Genomic DNA, 2,624 nt, shown 5'->3' with positions numbered 1-2,624 from the left:
AGCACGTCGTCGAGCAGCTCGCCCTTGCCGCCGTGCCATCCGGTGATCTTCTCCCGCAGCTGCCTGTCCAGCCTCCTGAAGTTCTCCTCCACCTCGCGGAAGTCAGCGAGCAGCTCGCGGGCGGTCGCGGAGAACTGCTGGTAGCGGTCGCGCACCGCGCTGGAGTCGAGCATCGCCAGGTCGCCCGCGTCGATGCGGGCGATCTCGTCGTCTATCCGCTGTCGCTGGCGCCGGAGCTCCTCGATCCTGGCCCGCGGGTCGGGCTCGGTGCCGAAGACGATCTGGCGGAGCAGGTCGAAGATCGTGTTGAGCCTGGACTCGGTGCCGACGAATTCCCGTTCGCCCAGCGCGCGCACCCACTGCAGGGCCTTCTCCACCGCCGGGGTCGCGTCGAAGTGCGGCTCGTCGCTGCCTTCTGGGTAGTACTTGCGCAGCCACCCGGACTCCGGGCTCGCCCAGTCGTCAAGGTAAGCCTTGGCCGGCTTGGGGAAGCTCCTGGGCGTGCGCTCGTTCAGCGCGTAGAGCTCGTCGTCCAGTCGGCTTGCCAGCTCGGTGGCGGCGATCGAGCGGACGTTGTCCGCGACGAACACCCGGTGCAGGAAGCTGAGCACCAACGGCGCGCTGTCCGCGCGCAGCAGGCGCCAGGCGGGGCTGTTGGCGCGCAGCCAGGCGACGTCGTCGAAGCTGATCCGGCCGCTCGTCCCGCCTGTGGTCCCGCCGGTTTCCCCGCCTGCCATGGCGAACATCGTAGGGGCGGGCTATGACATTCCGCCGGATCTCGCGCGTGGCGGGGTGCGCGACACCGATGTTGAGATCGTGGGGAGGCGCGGGCACGCCTGCCGCGCTGGCCGGCTTTCCCGTCAGCGGTCGCCGGGCGCGGGGACCTCAGCGGTCTGGGCGTAGACGATCTCCTGGACCAGGGTGCCCCTGGGCGGATAGGCGGGCCCCGGCTGCTTGTTCCCCACTTTCTGCGGCCCGATGCCGGTGCTGAGCTGGCGGATGCCGATCACCTGGCAGCTGACCGGGTCGATGAGGAGCTGGTCGTAGCCGCCGTCGGCAGAGACGCCGATCGCCTGGCCGCCGGCGGAGGCGGCGTTCCACAGGATCAGGGTGAGGTAATCGAACTCGCGCTGCGCCTCGGTCTCGGGCTCGACGCCGGCGATCGGGTTGCCCGCCGCGATGTTCTGCGCGTTCTGGCCGGCGGCCTGGCTGGCGATCACAGCCAGGAGGGCCTGCGGGTCGGTGGGGAGGGAGGCGAGCACGTCGTAGGCGGTCTTCTCTGTGTTCCACGCGACCCACGGCTTTACGGCCGGACCTGGCGGGGTCATCGGGGACGTGTGCGTGACGAGCTGGCCGTCCTGGTAGTACGCGGTCTGGCTGCCGTCGAAGGTGACCCACTCCTCGTCGGTCCCTACCCCAGAGGGATCGACGACGCCCGGGTAGCCGTAGTCGACGGTCTTGTAGTAAATCCACTGTCCCGGGCTTGGCTCGCCGGTCGCGGCCTCGCGCGCGAGATGCTCCGCGGCGGCGGCCAGCACGCGCGCGGGCGGCCGCCAGCCACGGGTGCCGCCGTCCCCGGCCGCCTTGCTTGCCGACTGCTTGGCGAGCATGTGGTTCTTGAGAATCTCCCGGTGCTCCTTACCGGGCTGGCCAGGCGTGGCGAATTTGCGGGCCGGACCGGCGTTCGCGGTTCCGGCCACTAGCTGGCCGGGGATGGTCAGGGGTTCCCGGGGATTTCCGCGCAGTTCCCGCTCGGTGAGCTTGCCCAGCTTGGCGCGGGCCCGGGACAGCCGGGAGCGCACGGTGCCGACGGGGATGCCCAGGCCCTCGGCCGCCTCCGCGTAGCTCAGCCCGGACCAGACGCAGACGGCGAGGACCTCGAACTCGGGCCTGGATAGTCTGGCCAGCGCCCGGTGCAGCGCCCCGATCCGGGCGGCGTCGTCGAGCCGGCCGGACACGTCGTCCGCGAAGTCCGGCAGGTCGCCGGCGACGGCCAGCCGGGCGAGCGCGGTCCGCTGCCGCCGGGCCGCCCGGCGCTGGCCGCGAGCCAGGTTGGTCGCGATCCCGAGCAGCCAGGGCCGGCCGCAGCGAGCCACCGTCCTCGGCGATCCTCATCCGGCTGCGCCAGGCCTCAAGGAAGGTCATCGCCATGACCTCTTCGGCCGTCGACCAGTCGCCGGTCAGCCGGAAGGCGTGGTTGTACACCGACTTCGCGCACGCGTCGAAGACCGCGCCGAACGCGTCCGCATCCCCGGCCCGGGCACGCGCCCGCAGCTGCGGTGTGGATCGTCCACATACGTCAACTGGCCCGGCCCGCCCGTAAGGTTCCTGTGACCTGCATCACAGGAACCTTACGGGCGGCGCGCTCCCCTCGCAGCGGGGGAGTCAGCGCCTCCAGCGGAAACACCGCACAGGACGGGCTTTTAAGCTACGGGATCTTGTGCTGGCCGCGCTTGACGATCTTGATCGTTCCCGCGCTCTGCGGCGTGGCGCTGCCCGGCGCGTAGTCGAACACGGTGTGGGTGGCGAAGTTGAACACGAACACGTCGACGATCGCGTACGTGCTCGGGTCGAGCCACACGATGTACAGCTGGGTACGGCTGATCGGAACGGCGACGTAGTCC

At 70.7% G+C, this 2,624-nt stretch carries 3 protein-coding genes; all 3 read right to left on the bottom strand.

Annotation, left to right across the window (positions count from 1 at the left end; genetic code table 11):
- The coding region (locus tag Q1N79_RS00405; protein ID WP_300602670.1) for a DUF3375 domain-containing protein at positions 1 to 737 on the bottom strand (737 nt) is incomplete at its 3' end.
- A gap of 123 nt (positions 738 to 860) precedes the next feature.
- A complete protein-coding gene (locus tag Q1N79_RS00400) occupies positions 861 to 2,096 on the bottom strand; it encodes a sigma-70 family RNA polymerase sigma factor (protein WP_300602667.1) in 1,236 nt (411 codons plus the stop codon).
- Positions 2,097 to 2,428: 332 nt separating this feature from the next.
- On the bottom strand, positions 2,429 to 2,624 hold a 196-nt coding region (locus tag Q1N79_RS00395), incomplete at its 5' end, for a hypothetical protein (protein ID WP_300602664.1).

Source organism: Trebonia sp. (genome assembly GCF_030042015.1).
Taxonomy (GTDB): Bacteria; Actinomycetota; Actinomycetes; order Streptosporangiales; family Streptosporangiaceae; genus Trebonia.
Note: the sequence above shows the minus strand (reverse complement) of the source record. Positions and strands in the feature narration are given on the sequence as shown.